Raw genomic sequence first — 22,732 nt, 5'->3', positions numbered from 1 at the left:
TGCTATGCTAGCTATGGAAAGGAGATTTTTTTATGGACGTAAACAAGTTACTGCAAGACGCCCTGGCCGCCGGGGCCAGCGACATCCACATCGAGCCCCTGGACGACGCCGTCCGCATCCGCTGGCGCCGGGACGGTGTCCTCTGTCAGGCCGGGATGCTCCACAAGGGCGGCCTGGAGAAACTGGTGAGCCGCATCAAAGTCCTGGCCGGCCTGGACATCGCCAACCGCCGCCTGCCCCAGGACGGGCGCATCGTCTGGAAGGACGGGGAACGTCGCCTGGACCTGCGGGTCAGTACGCTGCCGACAGTGCGCGGTGAAAAAGTCGTCATCCGCATCCTCGACGGCCAGCGCATCCCCCTGGCCCTCTCGGCCCTGGGCATGGACGACCAGGCCCGGCGCTGTCTGGAAAAGCTCATCCGCTGTCGCCAGGGGCTCATCCTCATCTGTGGGCCCACGGGCAGCGGCAAGACGACGACTCTCTATGCGGCCATCCACGAGATCCAGGACGACTCGGTCAGCATTGCGACCCTGGAAGACCCGGTGGAAATCCTCATGGAGGGCATTTCCCAGAGCCAGGTCCAGGCCAAAGGGGGCATGATGTTCCAGGACGGCCTGCGGGCCCTGCTGCGCCAGGACCCGGATATCCTCGTCGTCGGCGAAATCCGCGATGGCGAGACGGCGCGCATCGCTGTGCGGGCCGCCCTGACAGGGCATGTCATCTTCAGTACCCTCCATGCGCCGAGCGCCGTCGAGGCCGTGATCCGCCTGACCGATATGGGCGTCGCGCCCTACCTGGCAGCCGATGCCCTGGCTGGCGTCGTGTCCCAGCGCCTGGTCCGCTGCCGCAGGAGCGACGGGTCTTATCAGGGCCGTTTCTGCCTGTGCGAAGTCGTGCCGGCTGGCCGCCGTCTCCGCGACGCCATCCGCCGCTGTGCCGGCGTCCGGGACCTGACGGATGCGGCCCGGTCCGATGGTGCCGTCCTCCTGCCCGACGTCATCGCCCGGACCCTGGCGGCCGGCCGGACGGATGAAAGGGAGATACGCCGCGTCTGTGAAGGAGGGAGCTCATGGTGAAGGTAAGGGAACTGATGGAAACGGCCATGGGTCAGCAGGCAGCGGACCTTCATCTGCAGACGGGCCGGCCGCCGATGATGCGCCTGGCCCAGGGCCTCTGTCCGCTTCCAGGGCCGCCCTTGAGCGAAGGGGACCTGCGCCAGGTCCTGCAGGCCGTCGGCTGGAGCGGCGGGGACCAGGGCGACGGCGCCTTTTCCTGGCACGACGCCCTGCGCTGCCGCCTCCACGTCTGCCGGGAGTACGCCGGCCTCCATGTGACGATACGCTTCCTCTATCCTTTAGCGTCGCTGCCGCCAGATGGAGACGGACCGCTGCTGCAGCGCCTCAGCCGCCTGACCAGTGGCCTGGTCCTGGTCTGCGGGCCCACGGGCAGCGGCAAGACGACGGCCCTGTGGCGCATCCTCCAGGTCATTAACGAACGGCGGCCCTGCCATATCGTCACCCTGGAAGACCCGATTGAATACGTCGAAGCCGGGAAGGCCGCCTTGATTACGCAGCGCGAGCTGGGGACGCACTTCGCGACCTTTGCCGAAGGCATCCGCCAGACCCTGCGCCAGGATCCGGACGTCATCCTTATCGGCGAGATGCGCGACCGGGCCGCCATGGATGCAGCTTTGACGGCTGCCGAGACGGGGCACTTCGTCTTGTCGACGCTGCACACGCCGTCGGCAGCACAGGCTGTGAGCCGCCTGGCCGGTGCCTATAGCGGCGAGGCCCAGCAGGAAGTCCGCTGCCGCCTGGCCATGGTACTGCAGGCCATCCTGGCCCAGCGCCGCCTGGAACGGCAGGGACGGATCGACATCGTCCGGGAAGTCCTCGTCCGCACGCCGGCCGTGGTCCAGCTCATCCGCAGCGGTAAGGAATATCAGCTGCCGACGGTCATGCAGACCGGTGCGGCCCTGGGGATGCGGACCATGGAACAGGCCCTGCGCCGCTGCGGTGAGGGAGGGACGTCATGATCCGCCCGCCGCGCCGGCTGTCTGCAGCTATGCTGGCTTTGTTCTTCCGCCAGCTGGCCGTCCTCGTCGGCAGCGGCATCCCCCTGGTCCAGGCCTGGCAGCTGCTCCTGAGCGATATGCCCGGCGCCTGCCGCCCGTCCCTGCATCTGGCGGCCCTGCAGATGGAGCAGGGCGTCTGCCCGTCTCAGGCCATGCGGCAAAGCCAGGCTTTCCCCGATTTGGCCTGCCGCATCATCCGGGCCGGCGAGCAGACGGGGAACCTCGAAGGGCTCTGCCAGGTCCTGGCCGATTTCTATGAAAGGAAGGGCAGGGAGCGGCGCCTCCTGGTCCAGTCCGTGGCTTATCCGGTCTTCCTCCTGGTCTGTCTGGCAGCCCTGACGGCAGGCGCGTGCCTGTTCATCATTCCCGTCTTTACGGACATGATGGTCCAAATGGCCGTGCCCCTGCCCAAAGGGACGCAGTACGTCCTGGTCTTTTTCGACGGCCTGCGGCAGTACGGCCTCTATGGCCTGGCCGGACTGTGCTGCGCCCTGATTGCCCTGCGCTGGGCCTGGCAGCGGGACGAGTGGCGGCTGAGGCTGGAACGGCAGATCGTCCGGTTTCCCGGAATGGCGTCGTGGTTCCTCATCTGGGCCTGGCAGCGCTTCAGCCAGCTCCTGGCCGTCCAGCTGGCCGGCGGCATCCCCTTGCTGGACTGCCTGTCCGAAGCGGCCGCCGTCGTGCCATCATGCCTTTTCCGGCAGTACGTATGGCAGGCCCGGCTGCTGCTGGAACGGGGCTGTGCCTTCAGCCAGGCCGTCCATGCCGGCCGTTTCGGTACGCCCTATGTCGAGACCATGCTGGCCGTCGGGGAAATGACCGGGACCTATGACAAAGCCCTGGCGTCGATTGCTGTCTATTACGGCAGCCGTCTCCATCTGCTGGCCGGCCGGATACGGCGCTGGCTCGGGCCTGTCGTCCTCTTGTTGACCGGCGCCTTGATGGGCGTCTTGATTCTTTGTTTCCTCTTACCGTTACTGGACATGGCATCCAGTATCGTGACCTGATGAAAGGAGTTTTTTCGTATGCAGACTCGCAATGGTTTTTCCCTGTTAGAAATGTTGATTTGTGTGTCCCTCATCCTGATTTTCGCCTCCTTTGCCGTACCCCGTTTCTCATCGGCCACCAAGACGGCCCAGGAAGCCAAAGTACAGGCCGATATCCGGACGATCAGCAATGCCGCTGCCCTCTATGAAATCGACCACGGCGTCTTCCCGGCCAGTGTCGACGATTTAGTGACCCAAGGCAGCGATGGCAAACAGTATCTGCAATTCAAACCGCTCACGCCGGATAAGGGGGAATACCAGATAGCCGATGGCGTCGTTTCCGCCGATTATAACAACAAGCATTTCTCGTCCGATGCGGCATCGCCCCAGGAAGGGGAGGCCTGATAGGATGGGAGGGTCTGTTGTATCTCTCTGGTACGCTGCGGCAGCCGGCTGTACGGTCTGGATCTGCTATACCGATATCCGGCGCTGCTGGATTGCCGACGCGCCCGTCCTGGCCCTGGCTGTGGGCAACGGCGCCGCCAGTTATGCCGGTCTGGTCCGGCCATTTTGGCCCGTTTCCCTGGGCGTCGCCGCCCTCTTCCTGCTCCTCTATGGTCTCTGGCCCGGTTCCATCGGCAGCGGCGACATCAAGCTGGCCCTGGCCCTGGTGCCGGGCTGCCCGGGCTGGGGGGCCTGGACCATGGCAGTCACTTCTTTTGGCCTGGCCGCGCTCGTGGCCTTGTTCTACCGTTTCCGCACAGGGAAGACGATCATTCCCTTCGGCCCGTTCCTCCTGGCCGGCTGGTGGCTGGCCCAGGAACCGCTCCAGCGCGCCTGCCCCGGAGGCTGGCTATGGTGAGACGGAACGGCTTTATCAGCCTGACCGGCCTGATGCTGGCCCTGGGCCTGCTGCTCTTGTATCTGGGCCTGGGACTCACTGCCGGTCAGCGCAGCCGCAGCCACCAGGACGTCGATGGCCTGGCGCGGGAAATGGCCCTGGATATGCAGCAGGTCCGCCAGCGCTGTGTCGGCAATAACCAGAGCAACGGCCGCTGGAAACTGGTCCTGGAAGAAAAGCGCTACGTCCTCCAGGAAGGCTACATCCGGATCAAAGAACGGCCCTATCCGCCGGGCCTGCAGGTAACGAAAGGAGATGTACGCTTTGCTGTCGATGGCCGTCCGCAGCATACGATGGCTGTGGTCATTACTTCGCCCGATGGGGCCTATACGCGTTCTATCGTCGTGGCGGCGCAGACCGGGCGCATCCGTATCGCCTGAGGCCAATGGCTTCTTTTTCCTGACCGACGGTCTGGCGGGCCTGCTCCTCGGAGCCTGCTTGTTCACGGCGGCCCTGGGCCTTTCCCTCCAGGCCGTCAGACTGCATGACCAGGCCAGACAGCGGCAGCTGGCGGCCATGGTCTGCCGGCAGGTCATGGAAGGCTGGAAGGGCGGCTGTCCGCCATCAGACCGCGTCGTCATTCAGGGCCGGACCTATGAGGTGACGCATGCGCAGACGGCCCTCGGCGAGGGCTATGTCCTTTGGCAGGTAGAGGCAGGTGATGACCATGGCCCCCATGTTTCCTGCCGGCTCCTGGTGCCGGCAGGGACCGAAGAAAAACGGCTGGATCCTCTTGGACGTACTCCTGGCCTTGAGCCTGTCGGCCCTGACCCTGACAGTTTTGCTGTCCCTGGCGGGACAGACGGCCCGCCTGGATTGGCGCTGCCAGATTGAAGAAGGCCTGCTGCGGCAGCACGTCAGCGTAGAAGAAACGCTGTTCCAGGCCCTGCGCTATGGCCGGGACGTTGAAGTCCGTCCTCAGGAGGTCCGCTTCCGCACGGCCAAGGGCGCCGTGAAGGGCTTTGCCGTCCGCCATCAAGGCCTGTATGTCCGCCTCAGCGATGGCAACTATCAGCCCCTGACAGGCGGCGGCAGCACCGTCCAGGGCCGGGCCCTGGTCATCCAGCCCCTGGACGGTCGGCCCTTTTTCTCCCGGACCGGCCAGGCCGTACAAGTCGCCTTTCTCCTAAAAGAACGGCGGAGCGGCCTGTCCCGGCCCGTGCAGTTTGCCGTGTGTCCCCTGAATGAAGGTGAATCATGAAACGATGCAATGGCTTCTTTTCTTTTTCTATCGTGACCGTCGCCGTACTGACCCTGAGCCTGGCCCTGACGGCGGCGACCCTGGCGTGGCAGCACTTCCAGATGGCCCGGACCTATGAAGAGACCGTGCGGCTGACCTATTTGGCCGAAAGCGCCCTCTGTGAGGGTTGGAACCAGCTGCGGCAGGACCCAGACGCTTTTCTGGCGGGCCAGGCCATGGCCGTGCCCCGTGCAGAAGGGCTGGCTGGCCCTGGGGACATCCTGACCGTCCGCTGCCAGTATCAGCCGGCCGGTCAGACGCCGGACGGCTATCTGCAGGCCCGGGCCGCTGCGCCGGGAACGGGCGTCCAGCAGACGTGCGGCCTGCACTTTGCCGTGACGGCCGATGAACAGGGCCGGACCGTGCTGCATTTCGTACAGTATGTCAATTAGTAGAGAGGTGAGCTTATGTGGTGGCAACAAAATGCCTGTTTATGGCTGAATGGACAGTCTGTCCATCTTTTGAAGACGAAACGGACCTGGTATGGACGCGTGGCCTTCCGCCAGGGTCATCGCGACTATGAAGCCAAGCGGGACCCGGACTGGATGGGCCAGGAAGGGGGCGTCCAGTCCTGTCTGCCAGAACTCCTGCAGCGTTATGGCCTGGCTGGCTGGCGCCTGCGCGTCCTCATCGGCGGGCCGAGCGTCCTTTGGAAGCGCCTGTCCCTGGGGACGACAGACCGGCAGGAAGCCGATGCCCTCATCGCCGGTGCCGGCCTGGTCAGTGAAGAAGGGCGGCCTTATGACTTCGAGGCGGCTTGTCCGTCGAAAGGCGGTGACGGGAGCGGTGACTGGACGGTCGGCGCCTATCCGGCCGAATGTGTCGCCGCTATCTGCCGGGCTGCCGGCGCTGCCGGAGCCGTCGTCCAGTCCATCGACTTGCTGCCCGCTTTTTTTGGCCGCCTTTGGCCAACCGGTACGGGGACCCTGGCCTTTCAGGAAGCCCCCGATGGCCAGCAGCACCGCGTCCGCCTGCGCGACGGCCTGCCCCTGGCCTATGACGTACAGGCGGCTGTGCCGACGGCTGATGGGCCGGTCTTCCGCTGGCTCCCGGACGGGGCAGACGAGACGGAATGGCAGCCTGCCGGGCCGAGCGAAGCCGTGCGCCGCCTGATGGATGCTTACCACGTGTCCCAGCCTACGGCCATGCTGGCTTTCTTGTAAGGAGGGAGGATCATGAAATGCAACCTCGTACCGGCCAGCTACCGCCAGGACCATCGCCGCTGGCAGCGGCCGGCCTGTTTGGCCCTGGGGCTGATGCTGGTTGTCTGTGCCGGGGCAGGCCTCTTTTTTCAGTATCAGATCCAACGGGAAAAGGCCTATTATACGGACTATCTCTATCCCGTGCAGCAGCAGATACAGCAGCGCAATGATGCCATCCGGCGCAGCCAGGCCCTGGCCGACCGCGCTAAGAAAGGACCGTCCGACGGCCCGCTGCTGACGCCGTCCCTGATGGTGGCCCTGGCTTCGTCCAAACCCGATGGACTCGTCGTGGAAACCGTGAGCAGTCAGGCCGGCCGGGTCGTCATCCAAGGCCAGGCGTCCGCTGCGGACCGGCCCCAGCAGTGGCAGCGGACCTTGCAGCAGCAGGGCATGGGCCAGGCCGCTGTGGCCAAGATGCAGCCCGACCGGGGCGAGGGAATCCCTTTTTCCCTGAAGGTGAGCCGTCATGAAGGCCTGGCGAAGAAGGGCTGACTGGCAGCGGGCCTTTCCCGTCCTCGCCGTGCTGGCTGCCATAGCCGCCTGCTTTGCCATCTCGTCGTATCACACCTGGCAGGGCTGGCAGGGCGTCCACCGTCAGCTGGCCCCGTATGCCCATCGGGCCCGGCCCCAGGAGAAGCGGGAGGCAGCAAAACCTGATGCCGGCCCTGATGTGGCGGCCTCCCTGGTAGCCCGGAACGTCCAGCTCTTGTCGTGGCAGCAGTCCGGCCGCGAAGGGAGTCGGCAGACGCTGGTCCTGACCGGGACCTTTGCCGACCTCCTGGCCTGGCTCAACGACTGGCCCGCTGCCTGTCCCCAGGGGACCTGCCAGATCCTCCGCTGGGAACGGGGCGAAGGGGGCAGCGTCGTCACTGTCGAGGTCTCACCGGACGGAAAGGCCGGGGCAGCCCTTCATTGACAGTCTGGCGCTGGGCATGATATAGTTATGTTTGTAAGTTTGAAATAGGTCAGGTGTCATAGACTCAATAGAGAAGCCGGTCCAATGCCGGCGCGGTCCCGCCGCTGTAGGGTGGAGCCAGGCTGCAACGATGTCACTGTACGAAGTATGGGAAGGCGCAGCCATGGCCAGGAAGCCAAGCCAGAAGAACTGCCTGACGGATAATCACCGATAGACCTGCGAGCGATGGGAAGGAGATTGTAAAAAAGATACGTAAGGGAGCTGTCGCTACAAGACGGCTCCTTTTGATTTTGTACCTTCATTCGACACGTCAGCAGGCCGGACAGGAGGGTATTTTGGACGCGATTTTACAGGGTTTTCAGTTATTTCAGGCAGGCGGGCCGGTCATGTACCTGCTCCTGGCCTGTTCTCTCTTCGTCGGCTACATTGGCATCGAACGGGCGATTTTCTATGGAGACATGGACGCCGGGAAAGCCTTTGCCGAACAATTCTACACGCAGATGAAGCTGCGGCGCTACGACCAGGCCCAGCGCCTGGCCATGGACGCCCGCGGCGGCCTGCCCCTCATTTTGCAGGATGTCTTTCAGCATCAGGCAGGTCCTGACGTCAAGGCCTTCGTCGAAATGCAGTCGGGCATCTTCGTGGCCAAACTGCGCCGCCGTCTCTACTATCTGAGCGTCATCGTCACCATGGCGCCGCTCCTGGGCCTCTTGGGGACGATCAGCGGCATGATCCGCTCTTTCAGCATCCTCAACGTCCAGTCCGGCCAGGCCGTGGCCATTACCGGCGGCGTCGGCGAAGCGCTCATCGCCACGGCTTTCGGCCTCTGCGTCGCCATCCTGGCCCTGGCCGTCCATTCTTATTTCACCCAGCGCCTGGACCGCATCATTACGGATATGGAAATGTGTTTTTCCGCATTGGAAACGATGCCTGTGAAAGCGGGGCAGTGACCATGCGCCTCCGTAATATTCGCGATTTTGAACGGCCGTCGATTATGATCATCCCCATGATCGACATCATGTTCTTTTTGCTGGTCTTCTTCATGATGACCTCCTTGTCCATGGTCGATTTGCACAGCCTCGGCGTCCAGCTGCCGCGGGCTTCGGCCGCCCAGACCCAGCCGTCGGCCCAGTACGTCGTGACCTTGAAGGCCGATGGGTCCCTGTGGCTCAACGGCCAGCCCGTCGGGGCCGATGAGCTCCTGGCTTCGGCTCGGGACCAGCAGCGTCAGGACAGCGCTTTCAGCGTCGTCCTCTGCGCCGACCGGGGCCTCGATTACGGTCAGGTCGCCGACGTCCTCGATGCCTTCAAGCGGGCCGGTATCGCCCACATCGGTCTGGCCGCCGACAAGGGAGGCCAGCCATGAAGCCTTGGGAAAAACGACGGGGCCGCGTCGCTGCCGGCGTTTCCGTATCGCTCCACGTCGCCGTCTATCTGGCCCTGGCAGCTGGCGGTTTTTTCACGCTGATCCATCATTACACCCGCCAGGACGGCGTAACCGACGTCATGGTCTATAACGCCGACGACCTGGCCGGTGCCGGCGGTCACGACGCGGCCGGCACCGATACGGATGAGGGCCGTCTCTCTCAGTCGGACGGTCGTGATAGGGGACCGGAAGGACCGGGATCCCCGGGATCTTCGGACAGGGCTGTGGCGGATGCCGACGTTGCGTCGCCTGATCCGGCTGAAGCCGGTGCCGACGGGATGACTTATGCAGCCAAGACGGAAAGCGGCAAAGGGGAACCCTCTGTAAAGGGTGCGGCAACGGGCTCCCAGCCGTCGGCCCAGGCTGGGACAGAACGTCTCAACGGCCATACGGGTTCAGCAGCCGGCGGCCGCGGCCGGGCTGCCGGGCCGGGAAAGGATGAGGCCGCCGCGCCGGCCGGGAATCTGCACGTACCCGATGCCGTCGCCGACGTCCTCGATGCCATGCGGGAAAAACTGCCTGAAAAGTTATCGGAAGCGAAGATGCAACCATCTACACCAACCATCCCACCGAGTCAGTCCAACACGACAGTCATTACGGCCAAGGATATGGAAAGCCATCACGATACGACGGTCCAGCAGGCCTTGCAGCGCGTCACCGGCGTGACCGTCAATGAAATGGTGCCTGGCATCTCCTCTTACGTCAAGCTCAATGGTGACGACCGGGTCCTGATCCTCGTCGACGGTCAGAGTCTGGCCAATGCCCAGGGCTCCGGCTATGGCCGGGGCAGCGTCGATTTGACCAGCCTGCCCGGCGTCGGGGCTATCGACCACATCGAAGTCACCAAGGGCAGCGGCTCCGTGCGCTACGGCAGCGGCGCTGTCGGCGGCGTCATCAATATCGTCACCAAGAAGGGGGACCGCCGCGAATCTTCCCTCGATGCCTACACCGGTTCCTGGGGGATGCACGGCTACACCCTGACTCACAGCGGCCGGGCCGGCGCGACGAGCTGGCTCGTCAGCGGCGACCTGGAGCAGCGGGCATACTATGCCTTTTCCCACGGGGCCAATACGGACCATTCCCGCGGCGATATTGCCAGGAAGTCCTTATCCTTGCGGCTGGACCAGGACCTGACGGACCATACGTCCCTGACCGTGAAGGCTTATCATCAAGATTATCACGGCCACGGTTCGACGTATAAAGCCGACCCGGCGGGCTGGTACCTGACGGCCAATAAGCCTATCGACCGCCTGATCAACGACTACAGTGTGACCTATCATTTCAAGAAAGAAACGGCTCAGCCAGGCTTTTGGCGCTATTTCAACGATTACCAGCGGACGTACTGGTCCAATCATTATTTCACCCGCACCCAGGGCCTGGAGTGGCAGGATAACTGGCAGCTCGGCCCGCACCAGCATCTGACGGCCGGTGCCGAGTGGACGGAAGATATGGGGACCAATTATGAAGCCCATTATATCGACAAAAAACGTCATAATCAGGCTTTCTACGCCGAAGATGCCCTGACGTTCGGCAAATTCACGGTCACGCCGGGCCTGCGCTGGGACCGGAATAGCACTTTTGGGACGCACCAGACGCCGCGCCTGGCCATGAATTACAAGGCCAATGACGCCTTCAACGTCTACGCCTCGTGGAGCCGCGTCTTTTCGCCGCCCCGCCTGAACGACCAGTTCTATGTGACGACGTCCCGCGGGATTACGTCGCAGGGCAACGAAAATCTCCAGCCCGAAGAAGGCTATACCCAGACTTTGGGCTTCCAGTATCAGGCCGGTCCCAAGACGAACATCGAAGGCAGCATCTTCCACAGCAACTTACAGCACGTCATCCGCTGGGACCGATCAAATCCGACATACCACGAAGTAGAGAACCTCGATGAAGAAGACAAGCGCGGCTTCGAGCTGACGTGGAAGCAGAAAGTCAACGATAAATGGGACTATGAAGCAGGTTATTCCTACATCCGCACGAAAGTGGACAAAGGGGAGGGCCTGGCCTTCGATACGACCTATAATCAGCCCAACGGCTATCATGCCGGCGTCCATTATCACAGCGGCAAATGGCAGGCCAATGCCGATATGACCGCCGGGACCGGGCGCAACGATACGTATTACCGCAATAATTCCTACGTCGTCTGGAATGTCAGCGCGTCGTATTCGCCCAATGCGGCGACGACCGTGTATGCTAAAGTCAACAATCTCAACGACGAGGCTTATGATTTGTACCATAATTATCCGTCTGCCGGGCGCAACTGGCAGGTCGGCGTAAAGAGAAAGTTTTAGGAGGTGCCTTTACGGTGAAAAAAAATTGTCTGCTCATCGTCGCTTTTTGTCTGGTCCTGCTTACGGGCTGTGCGCCCCAGAACGACGCTACTCAAAGCAGCGTCTCGTCCGGGGCCTATGCCGTCGTGACCGATGACCGGGGAACGGTCGTCACTCTGGCCCGGAAACCGCAGCGCGTCGTCGTCTTGTCGACATCGCTCCTCAACTTCGCCGCTGCCGTCGACGGCGACCTGGCCGGCCGGGCGACGGTCAAAGCCGAAGATGCATCGCTGCCGGAAAAATATCAGCATGTGCCGGACGTCGGACCTGTCTACAACGTGAGCCTGGAAAAGGTCCTGGCCTGCCAGCCCGATTTAGTCATTGCCAGCGCTGACCACCACGAAAAATTGGCGGCCCAGTTGGAAGAGAGCCACATCCCGGTCCTGGTCCTCAAGACCAAGACCTATGACGACGTCAAGCGCAACCTTGAGGTCATCGGCAAGGTCTATGGCAAAGAAGAGGCAGCCAAGGCCAAGGAAGACGAACTGGACCAGGCCGTCCATGCTGTCACCGATGCCGTACCGGCCCAGGGGAAACGGGTCGCCATCCTCCACGTGACACCCAGTTCCGTATCGGCCGAATTGCCGTCGAGTATTGCCGGCGACATGGCGGATCTCCTGCACTTGAAGAATATCGCCGCCGATGCCGCTGGCGACGGCCAGACGACGCGCATCCCCTACAGTATGGAAAGCCTGGTTCAGGCCGACCCGGATGTCATTTTCCTGACCTCCATGGGGTCGTCCGATAAGATTGAAAAACGCATCCGCGAAGATATCCAGGGCAATCCGGCCTGGACCGCCCTGACGGCCGTCAAGGCGGGCCAGGTCTATGTCCTGCCGGAAAAATACTTTCTCCTCAATCCGGGCCTGGACTACCCCAAGGCCGTAGCTTATATGGCCCGGCTCGTCTATCCGGAGTCGGCTCATGAATAGGGAAGGCTGCTATCGGACCCGCTGGCGCTGGCTCATGCTGGCTGTCTTTGTCCTCCTGGCCCTGGGAGGCTGCCTGCTGTCAGTCATGCAGGGCGTTGCCGCCATTACGCCGGCCGATGTCCTGCAGATCCTCTGGCAGCCGTCGGCCCGGACGGCGGACCAGATCATCTGGAATATCCGCCTGCCCCGGACGCTGACAGGGGCCCTGGTCGGGGCTAACCTGGCCTTGTCCGGTGCCATCCTCCAGGCCGTCATGCGCAATCCCCTGGCCGACCCACATATCATCGGCATTTCAGCCGGCGCCGGCCTGGCCGGTATCGTCGTCCTCATCGTCTGGCCGGCCTATCTCTTCTGGATGACGCCTGTAGCCTTCATCGGCGCCATGGCCGCAGCCGCCGTCATTTACCTCCTGGCCTGGAAAGACGGCATCGTGCCTGTCCGCATCATCCTGGCCGGCGTCGCCGTGTCGGCCTTTCTGGGGGCCATCATTTCGGGCATCCTCATCTTTTACAGCGACCGCGTCCACGGAGCCCTGCTGTGGATGGTCGGCGGCCTGGCGGCCAGCAGCTGGAAAGACGTGACGGCCATCGCACCGTATACGGTCATCGGCCTGGCTTTATCAGCTGTCGGCGCCTATTATCTCAACCTGCTCCAGCTCGGAGATGATATGGCCCGCAGCCTGGGCCTGTCTGTCGAAGGCGCCCGCCTGGGCCTGACGGCCGTCGCCGCCCTGCTGGCTGCCAGCGCCGTCAGCGTTGCCGGTCTGCTGGGCTTCGTCGGCCTTATCGTGCCGCATATCGTGCGCCTCCTGGTCGGGTCCGATTACCGCTACATCATCCCTGGTTCGGCCATCTTCGGCGTGGCGACCGTGACCTTGAGCGATACGGCGGCCCGGCTCATCCTGGCACCGGCCGAATTGCCCGTAGGCATCATCATGGCCTTTATAGGGGCGCCCTTTTTCTTATTTCTCCTGCGGAAGGAAGTGTGAGCCATGGCTGATGCCATTACCGTCCAGCACCTCGTCGTCCGGCGCGGCCGGCGGACCATCCTCCATGATTTCAGCGTAGCCCTGCCCAAAGGGAAGGTGACAGCCATCATCGGCCCCAACGGCTGCGGCAAGAGCACCTTCCTCAAGGCCGTGAACTGCATGATTCCCGCAGCCAGCGGCTCTATCCGCCTGGGTCAGCGCGAGGTCCATGATTTTTCCCGTAAGGCCTTGTCGCGGGAAATGGCCTTCCTGACCCAGACCCATGACGTGCCGCCTGATGTGACCGTCCGCGACTTAGTCGGCATGGGGCGCTTTCCTTACCGCCGTCTCTGGAGCGGCCGGAGCCGGGAAGACCGGGACGCCGTCGACCGGGCCATCCAGGCCGTCGGCCTCGAAGCCTATGCCGGCGAGGTCATGCAGCACCTCTCTGGCGGCGAACAGCAGCGGGCCTGGCTGGCCGTCTTGCTGGCCCAGGATGCGCCCATCCTCTTGCTGGACGAACCGACGACGTATCTCGATGTGCACCACCAGCTGCGCATCCTCGACCTCCTGCGCCGCATCAATGAGGGCTGGCAGAAGACCATCGTCGTCGTCCTGCACGACATGAATCAGGCCTGGCAATATGCCGACGAAGTCGTCATCATGAAAGACGGAGCCCTGGTCTGTACGGGACCACCCCAGGCCGTCCTCACACCGGAACGGCTTTGGGACGTCTTTTCCGTCCGGACCGACATCGTCACCACCAGTGACGGCCGTTCGGCCATCGTTGTGTTGCAATGACACGTCAGATTATCAGTGAAGTTTTGTTAAATACGTTCATCATTTGACGTAAGGCTTAAAAAATAACCATCCATCACGATGAACGATGAACGAAAAACGATAAAAGGAGAAACGTACCATGTCCTTATTCACGGTCAAAGAAGGGAAGAAAATGCGCTGCGGCTATACGACCGGGTCCTGTGCGGCCGCGGCGGCGAAGGCGGCGGCCATCATGGTCCTGACCGGGCGCCGCATCGAAGCCATATCCTTGCAGACGCCGCAGGGGACGGTCCTCCAGCTCATCCCGGAAGACGTCTCTTTCGGTCCCCAGTCGGCGACATGCGCCATCCGCAAGGACAGCGGCGATGACCCGGATATCACTGACGGCATGCTCGTCTACGGAACCGTCGAAAAGACGCCGTCCGGCCTGTCCATTGTCGGCGGCATCGGCGTCGGCCGCGTGACCCGGCCCGGCCTGGCCTGTGCCGTCGGCGATTGGGCCATCAACCCCGTGCCGCGCCGCATGATTACCGAAGCCCTGCAAGCGGCTTGCCGGCAGTGCGGCTATACGGGCGGCCTGCGCCTGACCTTATCCATCCCCGAGGGCCAGCGCCTGGCCCGGAAGACCTTCAACCCGCGCCTGGGCATCGTCGGCGGCCTGTCCATCCTGGGAACGTCGGGCATTGTCGACCCGATGAGCGAGCAGGCCCTGGTCGATACGATCCATACGGAAATGGATTCCCGCCGCGCTGCCGGCCAGACCCATTTATTGGCCTTTTTCGGCAATTACGGCGTCGATTTCAGCCGCGACCATCTGGGAGTCGACGTCAGCCAGCGCGTGACTATCAGCAACTATGTCGGCGAAACTCTCGATTATGCCGCCTACAAAGGCTTTTCCGACGTCCTGGTTATCGGCCATATCGGCAAATTGGTCAAAGTCGCCCAAGGCATCATGAATACCCATTCCCATTATGCCGATGGCCGCACGACCCTCCTGGCCCTGGAAGCCGTCTTTGCCGGTGCCTCACGGCAGCTGGCTCGTCAGATTTACGACAGCCTGACGACGGATGAAGCCGTGCGCCTGCTGAAGGAACAGAATCTGCTGGAACCGGTCATGGCCGCAGTCTGTGAGAAAATCGAGGCCTATATGGACCAGCGGACTCATGGTGAAATCCCGACGGCGGCCGTCGTCTTTTCCAATGCCTACGGCGTCCTGGGCCTGACGTCGCGGGCCAAAGAATTTCTTGCATTGCATACGAAGGGGGAACTACGATGATACACTTTGTCGGCGCCGGTCCCGGTGCTGTCGACCTCATTACCGTCCGCGGCCAAAAATTACTGGAAACAGCGGACCAGATTATTTACGCCGGCTCCCTGGTCAACCCGCAGCTGCTGGCCTGTGCCAAAGAAGGCTGCCGCATCCTCGACAGCGCCGGCATGACGTTGGAAGCCGTCGTGGCGGCCATGGAAGAAGGGGAGGGCCAGGGCTGGATGACCGTCCGCCTGCATACAGGCGATCCGTCGGTCTATGGCGCCATCCGCGAGCAGATGGACATCCTCGCCCAGAAGGGCATCGCCTATGACGTCGTACCCGGTGTCAGCTCCTTCTGTGCCGCTGCCGCGTCTCTCCAGGCCGAATATACTCTGCCGGGCATCAGCCAGTCGGTCATTATCACCCGCATGGAAGGGCGGACGCCCGTGCCGGATAAGCAGAAAATCGCCGATTACGCCGCTCATCAGGCGACGATGGTCATTTTCCTCAGCGCATCCCTCTTGGACGGCCTCCAGGCCGAACTCCTGCGCGGCGGCTATGCGGCCGATACGCCGGCAGCCATCGTCTACAAAGCATCATGGCCAGAAGAACAGACTTATACCTGTACCGTCGGCACCCTGGCTGAAACGGCCCGGCGCCATGCCATTTCCAAGACGGCTCTCATCGTCGTCGGCAAGGTGCTGGGGCCGGCTTATGACCGCAGCCTTTTGTATCATCCGGCCTTTACCCACGGCTGCCGCCAGGCGGCGCCGGAGGACCAGCAGTACGGCGACCACATCGGTCAGGAGACGGAACCATGAAAGCCGTCGTCCTGTCCTTTACCCAGGCTGGGACGGCCCTGGGCTGCCGCGTCGCTGCCTGCTTGCGGGGAGGCGGCTGGGACGTCCGCCAGGCGTCGCTGAAGAAATTCGCCGTCGTCCAGGAAGGGGTCCTGCCGTTTACACCCAATCTCCACGATGAAGCGGCCCGGGCTTTTGAAGCGGCCCGGCTGGTCATCTTCATCGGCGCCGCAGGCATTGCCGTCCGCACTATTGCGCCCTTTATCCGCCATAAAGACCTGGACCCGGCCGTCCTGGTCATCGACGAGAAGGGCCAGTTCGTCATCCCCATCCTGTCCGGTCATATCGGCGGCGCCAATGCCATCGCCCGCCGTCTGGCTGCAGAACTGGAAGGCCAGGCCGTCGTGACGACGGCGACTGATGTCAACGCCTTGTTCGCCGTCGATGAATGGGCGGCCCGCCAGGGCCTGCGCCTGTCGTCCCTGAACGATGCCAAGGCCTTTGCCGCTGCCATGCTGGAAAAGGGCGCTGCCGGCGTGTACAGCGATTTCCCCCTGCAGGGGCCGCTGCCGCCGGGCCTGGTCTATGCCTTCCATGGCGACGCCGGCCTGGTGATCACGACCAAAGCTCACGTGCCCGTGTTCCGCACGACTGTCGTCGCCCGACCGGTCATCGTCCACATCGGCATCGGCTGCCGCAAGGGTACGACGGCCAAAGACATCGCTTATTGGGTCAATGCCGTCCTGCAGCGGGCCAACTTGTCGCCCGACGCCATTGCCGACGTCAGCTCCATCGACGTCAAGCAGGATGAAGCCGGTCTCTTGGCCTTTGCCAAGGCCCAGCAGTGGCCGCTGCACTTCTTTACGGCCGATGAACTCAATGCCGTGCCAGGCGACTTTACGGCGTCCGATTTCGTCAAACAGACTGTCGGCACGGACAACGTCTGCGAACGGGCTGCCGTCCTGGCCAGCCATCAGGGGACCCTCATCGTCACCAAACAGAGCCGCCGCGGCATCACCGTAGCCGTAGCCTGCGAACGCTACCAGGTCCGGTTTGCATGTTGAAAGGAGAAAGGTTATGAAACATCGTATTTATGTCGTCGGCATCGGACCGGGGTCCCTGCAGGGCATGACCCTGCAGGCCCGGGAAATCCTCGATGGTTGCGACTGCATCGTCGGTTACGACACCTATATTGATTTGATACGTCATTATTTTCCTGATAAAGAATTCGTCACGACGGGCATGACCAAAGAAGTCGAACGCTGCCGCATGGTCCGGGACCGGGCCAAGCAGGGGCAGACCGTGGCCATCGTATCCAGCGGCGATGCCGGGATTTACGGCATGGCCGGCATCATGCACGAAGTGGCTGCCGATGACGACGTCGATATCGTCGTCATTCCCGGCGTGACCGCTGCCAGCGCCGGTGCGGCCCTGCTCGGTGCGCCGCTGGTCGCTGATACGTGCCTCATTTCCCTCAGCGATTTGCTGACACCGTGGGAAAAAATCGCCAACCGCCTCGACTGTGCCGCTGCCGGCGACTTCGTCATCTGCCTGTACAATCCGGCCAGCAAGAAGCGGGCAGACTATCTGGAAAAGGCCTGTGACATCATCTTGCGCCATCAGCCAGCCGATACGCCGGCCGGCATCGTCCGCAATATCGGCCGCGAAGGCCAGGAAGTGACGGTCCTGACCCTGGGCGAACTGCGCAAGATGCGCCTGGATATGTTCTGTACGGTCTTCATCGGCAACAGCCAGACTCGGAACATCCATGGCAAACTGGTCACACCGCGGGGATATCACTTATGAGGAGCCCCGTATGGATCGCCGGCGGCACGACAGAAGGGCGGAAACTAGCCCATTATGCCGACTGCTGTCATATCCGGGCTTACGTGTCCGTCGCCACCGATTACGGCGCTTCGTTAGTGCCTGAAAGCCCTTTCGTGACCGTCGTGACCGGCCGCATGGACGAAGGGGAGATGGAAAAATTTCTCCGGGAACAGGCTATCGCTCAGGTCATCGATGCGACCCATCCCTATGCGACAGCCGTGACGGCCAATATCCGCCAGGCCTGTGCTGCCGTCGGCATCCCGTACCGCCGCATCCAGCGCCGGCGCGGCCGCTATGAGGACCAGGGTGGCTGCATCGCCGTCCATTCCGTCGGTGAAGCCGTCGAAGTCCTGAGCCACACGACGGGGCCCATCTTCTTGACGACAGGCAGTAAGGACTTGGATTCCTTTGCCCAGATTCCCGATTATGCCCAGCGCATCTACGCCCGCATCCTGCCCGTCCGGCCGTCGTTGGACCGGGCCCTGGATCTAGGCTACCTGCCGGCCCACGTAATCTGTATGCAGGGCCCCTTCACGACCGAACTCAATGCGGCCATGTTCCGCCAGACCGGCGCCCACTACGTCGTCACCAAGAACTCCGGCCACACCGGCGGCTTCCAGGAAAAATTAAAAGCTGCCAGACAAACAGGCGCCACGGTCATCGTCATCGAACGGAGTTGACTTTTGAGTATTAAGTTTGCAGTTTGTAGTTTTTAGTAAATGTTTTTAAGTTTAAAACTACCTTCTGCAAACTACAAACTCTGCACTACAAACTATAAGGCGAGAGGAAGTTGCATGATGACAGAAAATTTCGTGCGACAGCCCCTACACCCATGAAAGGAGACATACCATGCACGTATATATTATCGGCACAGGGCCCGGCAATCCGGCTTTGTTGACGGGTCAGGCCAAAGCGGCCATAGAGGCTTCGCCCATCCTCGTCGGCGATAAGCGGATGCTGGCGCCTTTTGCGGCTTTCGGGAAGCGCCTGGTCGCGACGTACCGGCGTGACGATATTTGTCAGCTTGCCGCTTCTTTGTCCGATGAGGAAGGACCCATGGCCGTCCTCGTGTCCGGCGACGTCGGCTTTTTCAGCCTGGCCGCCTTGCTCACGGACATCCCTGGCTGCACGGTGACCCGCATCGCCGGCATCAGCAGCCTCGTCTACTTTGCGGCCGCCTTGCAGACGACGTGGAACGACGCCTTTATCGTCAGCCGCCATGGCCGCCGGGAATCCCTCGTCGCCGCCGTCCGCCAGCATCGGAAAGTCTTCGTCCTGACAGGCGGGTCCGATTCACCGGCCGCCTTGTGCCGGGAACTCTGCCAGGCCGGCCTGGATACGGTGTCCGTAGCCATTGGTTGCGATTTATCTTATGATAATGAAACCATCCTCCGCGGGACGGCTGCCGATTTCACCGACCGTCCCGCCGATTCTCTGGCTGTCATGATGGTAGAAAACGAAAAAGCCCGGCCCTGGGTGCGGCCCGTCCACGGTCTGCCCGACGAAGCCTTCTTGCGCGGCAAAGCCCCCATGACCAAGCAGGAAATCCGCAGCGTCGCCTTGTCCAAACTGGCTCCGGAAGCGGACGCCGTCGTCTGTGACATCGGGGCCGGGACCGGTTCGTGCACAGTCGAACTGGCCTTGCAGGCTCCTTTTGGCCACGTCTATGCCTTTGAAATCAATGAAGAGGCCCTGACTGTATTGCAGCAGAATATCGGCCATTTCGGCCTGACTAACGTCACCGTCGTCGCCGGCGATGCCAGCCGGACTTTGAAAACCTTGGACATTGCACCGGATTACGCCTTCATTGGCGGGACCAAAGGCAATCTGGCATCCATCCTCGATGACCTGTATGACAAGAATGAAGCCTGCCGCATGGTCATTACGGCCATCAGCCTGGAAACCCTGGCCGCCGTCACCGCTTATTACGCCGCCCGTAACGGATACCAGCTGGACATCACCCAGGTCAGCACGGCCCGCAGCAAACGAGTCGGCCAGCATCATCTCATGATGGCCCAGAACCCGGTGTATATCATGACAGCTGTCCGTCAGGACGCAGGGGAAGCTTAGATCCCGACTGTCGTACTGTCGTACGAAGGTTTCTTCCACCTTGCAAGGGGCCTTTGCTGGAAGAACCCCTCAGTCAGCTATACTGCCAGCTCCCCTTCTCAGGGGAGCCTTGTTGCGAACTGCGAAGGCGGGCCGCCTAGCCACAGCTGTCCGTTTTGGCAACCGTCTTGCGCCTCTCGCTGGTCGGCACCTGATGGGCCAAAAAGGCTTAGGACGGCCCCCTACAAAGTGGCCTGCGGCCTGCGGCCTGCCGGGGCCTTTGCTTTTTCGATGAACGATGAACGACTTACGATGAACGACTTTACATTCACGAAAGGAGATCCTCATGCCCTCATCTATACAAGGAACGCCGGTTCCACGCCTGCTTTTGGCAGCTCCCAGCAGCGGCAGCGGCAAGACGACGGTGGTCTGCGCTTTGTTACAGGCCCTCAAGGACCGCGGCCTGTCGTCGGCCGCTTTCAAGAGTGGCCCTGATTATATCGACCCCATGTTCCACCGCCGGGTCCTGGATACGCCGTCGTATAATCTGGACCTCTTTCTCTTCGGCCGCCACGAGCCGGGCGCCGCAGCTGCCCGGGAGACGCTGCTGCGCCATGGTGCTGCGGCTGATGTAGCCATTTTAGAAGGGGCCATGGGCTACTACGACGGCGTCGGTACGGGTTCAGAGGCCAGCGCCTATGAATTGGCCGCAGCGACAGAGACACCGGTCGTCCTCGTCGTCGACGGCCGCGGTGCCGGCCTGTCGCTGGCAGCCGTCTTGCAGGGAATGGCTGCTTTCCGGGCTGACAGCCACGTCGTCGGCTTCATCGTCAACCGCATCAAGCCCATGGTCTATGAGCATTTCAAAGGGATCTGGGAAAAGGCATCGGGTCTGAAAGCCCTGGGCTGCTTCCCGGATATGCCGGACTGCACTTTTTCCAGCCGCCATCTGGGACTGGTCACAGCCGATGAAATTACCGACCTCCAAGGGAAAATGGCCGCCTTGGCCGCCCAGGCCGAAAAGACCATCGCCATTGATGAACTCCTGGCCTGTGCCCGCCAGGCAGCGCCTTTGACCGGGTCTGGCAGTCCGGCCTTTCATCCCGATCCTGGCCGGGCCGTCCTGGCCATCGCCCGAGACGAAGCCTTCTGTTTCTATTATGAAGACAGCCTCCAGGTCCTGCAGCAGGCCGGCGCGGACCTGGTCTTTTTCAGTCCCCTCCACGACGGGGAACTGCCGCCTTGTGACGGTCTCTATCTCGGCGGCGGCTATCCCGAACTGTATGCCCAGGCCTTGAGCCAGAACGCGTCGATGCGCGCATCCCTTCGCCGTGCCTTGGACGCCCGGCTGCCGTGCATCGCCGAATGTGGGGGATTCATGTATCTCCATCAGGCTTTTCGCGACAGCCAGGACCGCCTGTGGCCCTGGGTCGGCGCCGTACCTGGCGAAACCTTCATGACCTCGTCCCTAAAGCGTTTCGGTTACGTCACCCTGAAGGCTGAAAAAGACAATCTCCTCTGCTGCGCTGGCGACACCGTGACGGCCCACGAATTCCATTATTCAGACAGCACGGACAACGGCCATGATTTTACGGCTTATAAGGCCGGGAGCCAGCGCCATTGGCCTTGCATCATGGCGAACGACCACTTCATCGGCGGTTATCCCCACATCCATTTCCTGGGGAAAAGGGACTGGGCCGCCCGCTTCGTCGCAGCCTGTATCCATCGAAAGGAAGGAACTCATGAAAATTGAACACATTTTACCAGCCGATATCGAACGGCGCAGCATGGAAATCATTGAAGACGAATTAGGCGACATCATCCTGCCGCCAGACGAAAAGGATATCATCAAGCGCGTCGTCCACACCAGTGCCGACTTTGACTATGTCCGCAACCTGCGTTTCAGCCCTGGCGCCGTCAATCAGGCCTTGACGGCCCTGAAAGGCGGCTGCACCATCGTGACCGATACCAACATGGCCTGCATGGGTATCAGCCAGCCGGGTCTAAAAAAACTGGGCTGCCGCAAAGTCTGCTTCATGGCCGATGAAGACGTAGCTGCCGCTGCCAAAGCGCAGGGGACGACGCGGGCCCAGGCTTCCATGGATAAAGCCGCAGCCCTCGAAGGGCCGGTCATCGTCGCCGTCGGCAATGCCCCGACAGCCCTCCTGCGCCTGCGGGAACTCATCGATGCCGGGAAGATGCGGCCGGCCCTGATTATCGGCGTCCCTGTCGGTTTCGTCAACGTCGTCTATGCCAAAGAAGTCATCATGGAAGCCGGCGTTCCCTACATCGTCGCCAAAGGCCGAAAAGGGGGCAGCACCATCGCCGCCGCCATCTGCAACGCCCTCATCTACCGCCTGACGAGAGGGTAGATGGGACGCCTTCTGGGCGTCCCGCAGACCGCAGACCGCAGACCGCAGACCGCAGACCGCAGTTCGCAGGCCGCCGGTCGCTCGGACTCAGATGCGGCGTTCCGCCGCGACAGAATCAAACTGACAACATCGCTTCGGAAGACCCTCAGCTCGTAAAAATGGCCCCGCCTAGGGCTGCGTTCCAAAGGGCAGACCGTTGTGAGATTCCATCATAGCCCATCATCGGATGAGGCAGAAAGGCTCTGGGGCGGCCTTACGGTATCGCATACAGGCGATGAGGCTTGCAAAATATGGCAAAAGGTGATTAAATTATATATGTGTTGAATTTTGACAAATGATTCCGATTTGTCACGCTAAAAATATCTGCAAGGAGTGTCAGTATGAAAATCAGTGCCGAAGAAATAAAGAAAATCGCACTGTTGTCCCGCCTGGAAGTCAAGGAAGACCAGATGGAAACGGTCGGGAAACAGCTGAACGACATTTTATCGTACATGGATCTCTTGAGCCAGGTCGATGTGACCGATGTCAAGCCGACGGCCCATGCCGTATCCATGTCCAACGTCATGCGCGACGACGTTCCCCAGCCGTCGCTGGCCAATGAAAAAGCGCTTCAGAATGCGCCGGAACAAGCTGATGGCTATTTCAAAGTTCCGAAAGTCATCCAGGATTAACAGG

The 22,732-nt window shown here is 61.9% G+C and carries 27 protein-coding genes and 1 riboswitch; all 27 genes read left to right on the top strand.

From position 1 onward, the window contains the following. Positions 1-32: 32 nt before the first annotated feature. The 27 genes from ACFCTO_RS02405 to gatC all read left to right on the top strand — a co-directional run bounded on the left by ACFCTO_RS02405 (position 33) and on the right by gatC (position 22,728). Positions 33-1,076 (top strand): GspE/PulE family protein, encoded by a 1,044-nt coding sequence (locus ACFCTO_RS02405; RefSeq protein ID WP_292260273.1) that lies wholly within the window; start codon positions 33-35, stop codon positions 1,074-1,076. Continuing rightward, a complete protein-coding gene (locus tag ACFCTO_RS02400) occupies positions 1,070-2,035 on the top strand; it encodes a type IV pilus twitching motility protein PilT (RefSeq protein WP_499876333.1) in 966 nt (321 codons plus the stop codon). Before ACFCTO_RS02405 ends, ACFCTO_RS02400 begins: the two co-directional genes overlap by 7 nt. After that, entirely contained in the window at positions 2,032-3,081 is a 1,050-nt protein-coding gene (locus tag ACFCTO_RS02395; protein WP_499876332.1) for a type II secretion system F family protein, read from the top strand. The genes ACFCTO_RS02400 and ACFCTO_RS02395 overlap by 4 nt, the downstream gene beginning before the upstream one ends. A gap of 18 nt (positions 3,082-3,099) precedes the next feature. Continuing rightward, positions 3,100-3,465: a competence type IV pilus major pilin ComGC gene (locus tag ACFCTO_RS02390; protein ID WP_020309869.1), complete on the top strand. Its 366-nt coding sequence runs from the start codon at positions 3,100-3,102 to the stop codon at positions 3,463-3,465. A gap of 4 nt (positions 3,466-3,469) precedes the next feature. Then, positions 3,470-3,922, top strand: coding sequence for a prepilin peptidase (locus ACFCTO_RS02385; protein WP_499876331.1), 453 nt, complete (start codon positions 3,470-3,472; stop codon positions 3,920-3,922). Next, positions 3,916-4,341, top strand: coding sequence for a hypothetical protein (locus ACFCTO_RS02380; protein WP_499876330.1), 426 nt, complete (start codon positions 3,916-3,918; stop codon positions 4,339-4,341). The genes ACFCTO_RS02385 and ACFCTO_RS02380 overlap by 7 nt, the downstream gene beginning before the upstream one ends. Beyond that, positions 4,280-4,795, top strand: coding sequence for a hypothetical protein (locus ACFCTO_RS02375; RefSeq protein ID WP_499876329.1), 516 nt, complete (start codon positions 4,280-4,282; stop codon positions 4,793-4,795). Before ACFCTO_RS02380 ends, ACFCTO_RS02375 begins: the two co-directional genes overlap by 62 nt. Beyond that, entirely contained in the window at positions 4,695-5,162 is a 468-nt protein-coding gene (locus tag ACFCTO_RS02370; protein ID WP_499876328.1) for a hypothetical protein, read from the top strand. Before ACFCTO_RS02375 ends, ACFCTO_RS02370 begins: the two co-directional genes overlap by 101 nt. Then, positions 5,159-5,593: a hypothetical protein gene (locus tag ACFCTO_RS02365; RefSeq protein ID WP_481324899.1), complete on the top strand. Its 435-nt coding sequence runs from the start codon at positions 5,159-5,161 to the stop codon at positions 5,591-5,593. Before ACFCTO_RS02370 ends, ACFCTO_RS02365 begins: the two co-directional genes overlap by 4 nt. Before the next feature lie 15 nt (positions 5,594-5,608). After that, complete coding sequence (locus tag ACFCTO_RS02360; protein ID WP_418519104.1) at positions 5,609-6,364, top strand: hypothetical protein; 756 nt, start codon at positions 5,609-5,611, stop codon at positions 6,362-6,364. Between the two features lie 12 nt (positions 6,365-6,376). Beyond that, complete coding sequence (locus tag ACFCTO_RS02355; RefSeq protein ID WP_499876327.1) at positions 6,377-6,895, top strand: hypothetical protein; 519 nt, start codon at positions 6,377-6,379, stop codon at positions 6,893-6,895. Further along, positions 6,870-7,319, top strand: a complete 450-nt coding sequence (locus ACFCTO_RS02350; protein ID WP_481324896.1) for a hypothetical protein — start codon at positions 6,870-6,872, stop codon at positions 7,317-7,319. The genes ACFCTO_RS02355 and ACFCTO_RS02350 overlap by 26 nt, the downstream gene beginning before the upstream one ends. 34 nt (positions 7,320-7,353) lie before the next feature. Next, positions 7,354-7,530: riboswitch (cobalamin riboswitch) on the top strand. A 124-nt stretch (positions 7,531-7,654) separates the two neighbouring features. Continuing rightward, positions 7,655-8,269 carry a MotA/TolQ/ExbB proton channel family protein gene (locus tag ACFCTO_RS02345; RefSeq protein WP_499876326.1) on the top strand — a complete coding sequence of 205 codons (615 nt, stop codon included), beginning with the start codon at positions 7,655-7,657 and terminating at the stop codon, positions 8,267-8,269. A 2-nt stretch (positions 8,270-8,271) separates the two neighbouring features. Next, positions 8,272-8,685: an ExbD/TolR family protein gene (locus ACFCTO_RS02340; RefSeq protein WP_499876325.1), complete on the top strand. Its 414-nt coding sequence runs from the start codon at positions 8,272-8,274 to the stop codon at positions 8,683-8,685. Then, the gene (locus ACFCTO_RS02335; protein ID WP_499876324.1) at positions 8,682-11,039 is read left to right on the top strand and encodes a TonB-dependent receptor plug domain-containing protein; all 2,358 of its coding nucleotides are present in this window, start codon (positions 8,682-8,684) and stop codon (positions 11,037-11,039) included. The genes ACFCTO_RS02340 and ACFCTO_RS02335 overlap by 4 nt, the downstream gene beginning before the upstream one ends. A 14-nt stretch (positions 11,040-11,053) precedes the next feature. Next, positions 11,054-12,010: an ABC transporter substrate-binding protein gene (locus ACFCTO_RS02330; protein ID WP_499876323.1), complete on the top strand. Its 957-nt coding sequence runs from the start codon at positions 11,054-11,056 to the stop codon at positions 12,008-12,010. Continuing rightward, positions 12,003-12,998, top strand: a complete 996-nt coding sequence (locus tag ACFCTO_RS02325) for a FecCD family ABC transporter permease (protein ID WP_292260243.1) — start codon at positions 12,003-12,005, stop codon at positions 12,996-12,998. Before ACFCTO_RS02330 ends, ACFCTO_RS02325 begins: the two co-directional genes overlap by 8 nt. 3 nt (positions 12,999-13,001) lie before the next feature. Further along, positions 13,002-13,778 (top strand): ABC transporter ATP-binding protein, encoded by a 777-nt coding sequence (locus ACFCTO_RS02320; RefSeq protein ID WP_292260240.1) that lies wholly within the window; start codon positions 13,002-13,004, stop codon positions 13,776-13,778. A 118-nt stretch (positions 13,779-13,896) separates the two neighbouring features. Then, the gene (cbiD, locus tag ACFCTO_RS02315; RefSeq protein ID WP_303147262.1) at positions 13,897-15,033 is read left to right on the top strand and encodes a cobalt-precorrin-5B (C(1))-methyltransferase CbiD; all 1,137 of its coding nucleotides are present in this window, start codon (positions 13,897-13,899) and stop codon (positions 15,031-15,033) included. Further along, on the top strand, positions 15,030-15,830 hold the full coding sequence (gene cobM / locus ACFCTO_RS02310; RefSeq protein WP_020309854.1) for a precorrin-4 C(11)-methyltransferase: 801 nt from the start codon (positions 15,030-15,032) through the stop codon (positions 15,828-15,830). The genes cbiD and cobM overlap by 4 nt, the downstream gene beginning before the upstream one ends. Continuing rightward, positions 15,827-16,873, top strand: coding sequence for a cobalt-precorrin 5A hydrolase (locus tag ACFCTO_RS02305; RefSeq protein WP_302485320.1), 1,047 nt, complete (start codon positions 15,827-15,829; stop codon positions 16,871-16,873). The genes cobM and ACFCTO_RS02305 overlap by 4 nt, the downstream gene beginning before the upstream one ends. A 13-nt stretch (positions 16,874-16,886) precedes the next feature. Beyond that, positions 16,887-17,615, top strand: a complete 729-nt coding sequence (gene cobJ, locus ACFCTO_RS02300; RefSeq protein ID WP_020723783.1) for a precorrin-3B C(17)-methyltransferase — start codon at positions 16,887-16,889, stop codon at positions 17,613-17,615. Then, positions 17,612-18,316, top strand: a complete 705-nt coding sequence (gene cobK / locus ACFCTO_RS02295; protein ID WP_499876322.1) for a precorrin-6A reductase — start codon at positions 17,612-17,614, stop codon at positions 18,314-18,316. The genes cobJ and cobK overlap by 4 nt, the downstream gene beginning before the upstream one ends. Positions 18,317-18,485: 169 nt before the next feature. Further along, the gene (gene cbiE, locus ACFCTO_RS02290; RefSeq protein WP_481324888.1) at positions 18,486-19,706 is read left to right on the top strand and encodes a precorrin-6y C5,15-methyltransferase (decarboxylating) subunit CbiE; all 1,221 of its coding nucleotides are present in this window, start codon (positions 18,486-18,488) and stop codon (positions 19,704-19,706) included. A 325-nt stretch (positions 19,707-20,031) separates the two neighbouring features. Next, positions 20,032-21,438: a cobyrinic acid a,c-diamide synthase CobB gene (locus ACFCTO_RS02285; protein ID WP_418519119.1), complete on the top strand. Its 1,407-nt coding sequence runs from the start codon at positions 20,032-20,034 to the stop codon at positions 21,436-21,438. Continuing rightward, complete coding sequence (locus ACFCTO_RS02280; RefSeq protein WP_292301976.1) at positions 21,428-22,057, top strand: precorrin-8X methylmutase; 630 nt, start codon at positions 21,428-21,430, stop codon at positions 22,055-22,057. The genes ACFCTO_RS02285 and ACFCTO_RS02280 overlap by 11 nt, the downstream gene beginning before the upstream one ends. Before the next feature lie 380 nt (positions 22,058-22,437). Then, entirely contained in the window at positions 22,438-22,728 is a 291-nt protein-coding gene (gatC, locus tag ACFCTO_RS02275; RefSeq protein ID WP_014016522.1) for an Asp-tRNA(Asn)/Glu-tRNA(Gln) amidotransferase subunit GatC, read from the top strand. Positions 22,729-22,732: the final 4 nt, after the last annotated feature.

Source organism: Megasphaera indica (genome assembly GCF_046614755.1).
GTDB classification, from domain to species: Bacteria; Bacillota; Negativicutes; order Veillonellales; family Megasphaeraceae; genus Megasphaera; species Megasphaera intestinihominis.
Note: the sequence above shows the minus strand (reverse complement) of the source record. Positions and strands in the feature narration are given on the sequence as shown.

Bases quoted from the DNA above. Each gene is read 5' to 3' on its own strand.
- cobM (WP_020309854.1), top strand. From the start codon at position 15,030: ATGATACACTTTGTCGGCGCCGGTCCCGGTGCTGTCGACCTCATTACC.
- ACFCTO_RS02360 (WP_418519104.1), top strand. From the start codon at position 5,609: ATGTGGTGGCAACAAAATGCCTGTTTATGGCTGAATGGACAGTCTGTC.
- ACFCTO_RS02375 (WP_499876329.1), top strand. From the start codon at position 4,280: ATGGGGCCTATACGCGTTCTATCGTCGTGGCGGCGCAGACCGGGCGCA.
- ACFCTO_RS02350 (WP_481324896.1), top strand. From the start codon at position 6,870: ATGAAGGCCTGGCGAAGAAGGGCTGACTGGCAGCGGGCCTTTCCCGTC.
- ACFCTO_RS02320 (WP_292260240.1), top strand. From the start codon at position 13,002: ATGGCTGATGCCATTACCGTCCAGCACCTCGTCGTCCGGCGCGGCCGG.
- ACFCTO_RS02335 (WP_499876324.1), top strand. From the start codon at position 8,682: ATGAAGCCTTGGGAAAAACGACGGGGCCGCGTCGCTGCCGGCGTTTCC.
- cobK (WP_499876322.1), top strand. From the start codon at position 17,612: ATGAGGAGCCCCGTATGGATCGCCGGCGGCACGACAGAAGGGCGGAAA.
- ACFCTO_RS02340 (WP_499876325.1), top strand. From the start codon at position 8,272: ATGCGCCTCCGTAATATTCGCGATTTTGAACGGCCGTCGATTATGATC.
- cobJ (WP_020723783.1), top strand. From the start codon at position 16,887: ATGAAACATCGTATTTATGTCGTCGGCATCGGACCGGGGTCCCTGCAG.
- ACFCTO_RS02400 (WP_499876333.1), top strand. From the start codon at position 1,070: ATGGTGAAGGTAAGGGAACTGATGGAAACGGCCATGGGTCAGCAGGCA.
- cbiE (WP_481324888.1), top strand. From the start codon at position 18,486: ATGCACGTATATATTATCGGCACAGGGCCCGGCAATCCGGCTTTGTTG.
- ACFCTO_RS02395 (WP_499876332.1), top strand. From the start codon at position 2,032: ATGATCCGCCCGCCGCGCCGGCTGTCTGCAGCTATGCTGGCTTTGTTC.
- ACFCTO_RS02280 (WP_292301976.1), top strand. From the start codon at position 21,428: ATGAAAATTGAACACATTTTACCAGCCGATATCGAACGGCGCAGCATG.
- ACFCTO_RS02355 (WP_499876327.1), top strand. From the start codon at position 6,377: ATGAAATGCAACCTCGTACCGGCCAGCTACCGCCAGGACCATCGCCGC.
- gatC (WP_014016522.1), top strand. From the start codon at position 22,438: ATGAAAATCAGTGCCGAAGAAATAAAGAAAATCGCACTGTTGTCCCGC.
- cbiD (WP_303147262.1), top strand. From the start codon at position 13,897: ATGTCCTTATTCACGGTCAAAGAAGGGAAGAAAATGCGCTGCGGCTAT.
- ACFCTO_RS02325 (WP_292260243.1), top strand. From the start codon at position 12,003: ATGAATAGGGAAGGCTGCTATCGGACCCGCTGGCGCTGGCTCATGCTG.
- ACFCTO_RS02285 (WP_418519119.1), top strand. From the start codon at position 20,032: ATGCCCTCATCTATACAAGGAACGCCGGTTCCACGCCTGCTTTTGGCA.
- ACFCTO_RS02390 (WP_020309869.1), top strand. From the start codon at position 3,100: ATGCAGACTCGCAATGGTTTTTCCCTGTTAGAAATGTTGATTTGTGTG.
- ACFCTO_RS02365 (WP_481324899.1), top strand. From the start codon at position 5,159: ATGAAACGATGCAATGGCTTCTTTTCTTTTTCTATCGTGACCGTCGCC.
- ACFCTO_RS02385 (WP_499876331.1), top strand. From the start codon at position 3,470: ATGGGAGGGTCTGTTGTATCTCTCTGGTACGCTGCGGCAGCCGGCTGT.
- ACFCTO_RS02405 (WP_292260273.1), top strand. From the start codon at position 33: ATGGACGTAAACAAGTTACTGCAAGACGCCCTGGCCGCCGGGGCCAGC.
- ACFCTO_RS02305 (WP_302485320.1), top strand. From the start codon at position 15,827: ATGAAAGCCGTCGTCCTGTCCTTTACCCAGGCTGGGACGGCCCTGGGC.
- ACFCTO_RS02380 (WP_499876330.1), top strand. From the start codon at position 3,916: ATGGTGAGACGGAACGGCTTTATCAGCCTGACCGGCCTGATGCTGGCC.